This window comes from bacterium (genome assembly GCA_040757115.1).
Lineage (GTDB): Bacteria > UBA9089 > CG2-30-40-21 > CG2-30-40-21 > SBAY01 > JBFLXS01.
The window spans coordinates 1-2809 of record JBFLYA010000367.1; the positions used below are offsets into that span (position 1 = coordinate 1).

Annotated in this window: 4 protein-coding genes; 2 read left to right on the forward strand and 2 right to left on the reverse strand. The window is 36.6% G+C overall.

Going from position 1 to position 2809, the window contains the following annotated elements:
• The first annotated feature begins 457 nt into the window (after positions 1–457).
• Both AB1422_18695 and AB1422_18700 read left to right on the forward strand, forming a co-directional pair.
• A complete protein-coding gene (locus AB1422_18695) occupies positions 458–649 on the forward strand; it encodes a GxxExxY protein (GenBank protein MEW6621329.1) in 192 nt (63 codons plus the stop codon).
• Between the two features lie 279 nt (positions 650–928).
• Complete coding sequence (locus AB1422_18700; protein ID MEW6621330.1) at positions 929–2401, forward strand: HD domain-containing phosphohydrolase; 1473 nt, start codon at positions 929–931, stop codon at positions 2399–2401.
• Here AB1422_18700 and AB1422_18705 read toward each other — a convergent pair.
• Together AB1422_18705 and AB1422_18710 are read right to left on the reverse strand one after the other, a co-directional pair.
• Entirely contained in the window at positions 2372–2500 is a 129-nt protein-coding gene (locus AB1422_18705) for a hypothetical protein (GenBank protein MEW6621331.1), read from the reverse strand. The two genes, AB1422_18700 and AB1422_18705, sit on opposite strands and share 30 nt — an antisense overlap.
• A 10-nt stretch (positions 2501–2510) precedes the next feature.
• On the reverse strand, positions 2511–2693 hold the full coding sequence (locus AB1422_18710; GenBank protein ID MEW6621332.1) for a hypothetical protein: 183 nt from the start codon (positions 2691–2693) through the stop codon (positions 2511–2513).
• Between the last annotated feature and the right edge of the window lie 116 nt (positions 2694–2809).

Genomic DNA, 2809 nt, shown 5'->3' on the forward strand with positions numbered 1-2809 from the left:
TGGAATTTGGAATTTATTTGGAATTTGGTGCTTGGAATTTGGAATTTCTATCTAATCTGTCCACTAAAAGATGTGGGTAATGATTAGGCCAAGGGAGGACATCAATTGAGTAGCGACAGAGCACTAGGCTACTCAGGAAAAGTCGCTGACGAAAAATGGAGGTAATCGTTCAGTCCTTACTTGATTAGATGAGGGAGGGTGCGGGTTGGTCAGCACGATAGTTTTGCACAGCCTTCAACAGCAATTCTCGGTGAATTTTTAGAGACTGAATTCACCTATGTTGAGGAGAGATAGAGAAAAAAATTTTTCGTAAAGATTTTGAGAGGAAAATAAGGAATAATGAGTCTCTATCTAATTTTTCACCGAGAATTTCTGAGCCTTCAAAAAAATGCTTGACAAAAGAGCTGGTTCTAATTAAAATGTAACTATTCACCACGAAGGGCACGGAGAGCACGAAGTGAAATTTGATGAATTATCGAATAGAGTCATTGGATGCGCTATAGCGGTGCATCGAACTCTTGGGCCAGGTTTGCTTGAATCCACTTACGAACAATGCTTGGATAGAGAGATGGATCTATTAGGGATATCATTCAAACTACAGTTTCCTTTGTCTGTTGAGTATAAAGGCATAAAGAGGTTTGTTCTGTAACATCTTCGTGCTCTTCGTGCTCTTCGTGGTGAATAGTTACGGCAAATTTGCAAATTCTCTGAAAAACTTAAAACTAAAAGCGTAAAACCAAAAACCGTTGATAGTTGATAGTTAATAGTTTATAGTTTATAGTTGAAGGACTATAAACCATAAACTATAAACGAGTTTTGCATTTTGCTTTTTGGAGGAAATAGAGGTTTTAAATACCCGCTTAAAAACTACAGTTTCCTGGTTTTGCAGAACTCTATAATCCACCTAAAGAAAGGAGAAGAAGCTTTTATGGAAAGACCAGACGAGATTAAAAAATTAAGTAAAAAGATAGTAGAGTTAGAGAGAACAAATGCGGATTTAAAAAGAAATAATCAGGCAAAGTCTGAATTTGTTTCCATCGCATCTCATGAATTACGCACCCCACTTACCGTTATTAAAGGATATATTTCTTTACTTAAGCAGGAAGATATAGGTAATAATCCTGAAAAACGCCTGGATTTCCTTCATCGCATGGATGTTCAAACCAATCATATGATAAAATTAGTTAATAATCTTCTCAATGTATCCCGAATAGAAAGGGGTTGGTTTGGAATTTATCGAGATGTAATAGATATAGCTGTATTGGTAAAATCTGTGGTTGACAATCTAATCTCAACTACATCCATTCATCAATTCAGAATAAACTTTCCCTCAGATTTTCCTGTGATTATAGGAGATAAAGATAGATTAGAGGAAGTACTTACTAACTTGATTGATAATGGAATTAGATATTCACCACAAGGTGGTGAGATTATAATTGAAGGAATGGTAGAAGAAGATGAGGTGAAAATAATCGTTCAAGACCAGGGGATGGGTATTTCAGATGAATATTTACCTCATCTCTTTGAAAAATTCCAAAGAGTAGAACCACATCTTGTCAAAGGGACAGGTTTAGGACTGGCAATTAGTAAAGGGATTGTAGAAGCCCATGGTGGTAAAATATGGGTAGAAAGTGCCATCGGTAGAGGCAGTAAGTTTATCTTTACCCTGCCAATAAAACTAACATTAGCCGAAGAATTAGAAAATGTAAAATTTATTGAGATACTTAAAGAAGCCGAGCGTATATCTATGAGTGATATTAAAAAGGCAGTAGATTTTCTATCCAAACAAGGTGAACTCGTATCAAAAATGAAAAATGTAAAAATCTCTGATTTGTTAAATAACTCACTGGGACCATTCAAAACATTGTTAATGGCGATAGATGCTAAAACCCCTTACACATTAGACCATTCTATGAAGGTAACTGAATATGCGATGATGATTGCAGATGAATTAGAGATGTCACTTACAGAAAAGCGAAATTTGCGATTATCGGCTCTATTACATGATATAGGCAGGGTAGAAGTTCCTGAGGAAATTCTTTGTAAACAAAGCAAATTAACAGAGGATGAACTTAAAAGAATACAGGAACATCCATTAGCAGGAGTCCGAATTCTGGCTCCATTACGGGGATTAGAATGGGTGATTGGAGGTGTCCTTCATCATCATGAACGATTTGATGGCACTGGCTATCCAGATAAATTGAGGGGTGAAGCGATTCCCCTATTCGCTCGAATTATAGGGATAGCTGATGCCTATAGTGCTATGATTTCCCGCAGACCTTACCGTAAAGAACTAAGTAAAGAAGAGGCGTTATCTGAAATCAAAAGAAATGAAGGGCAACAGTTTGACCCATATATTGCTGAAGTGTTTTTAAAAATTATGCAGATAAATAAAAAATAACCACGCTCTTCTCCTGAAAATAAGGAAGTAGAAAGTAGAGAGTAGAAAGTAGAAAGTAAAGAAAACATCACTCCTTAAGCCTATCTCCTTACCTCCCACCTTCTATCTCCTACCTACTATTTTCATCCTCATTTGTGAACCCACGGTTCATGAGCGTTTCCCCTGAAAATAATCCGCAGATTTCGCAGAGGACACAGATTTTTATTTTTTTATCTCCCCACTGGCGGGAGATTAAGAGGTTAGGGGATTCTTTTATTCCCGAATCCCGAGCTCCGAGTTCCTTAATTTTCATCGTCCTCGTATAATATATATTGTTGGTCATTTTGAATGCCACAATCTTAATTCCTTATTAAATCCCCCACGATTGGGGGTTGGGGGTTGAAAATAAAATTAAAAAATTAATTATTA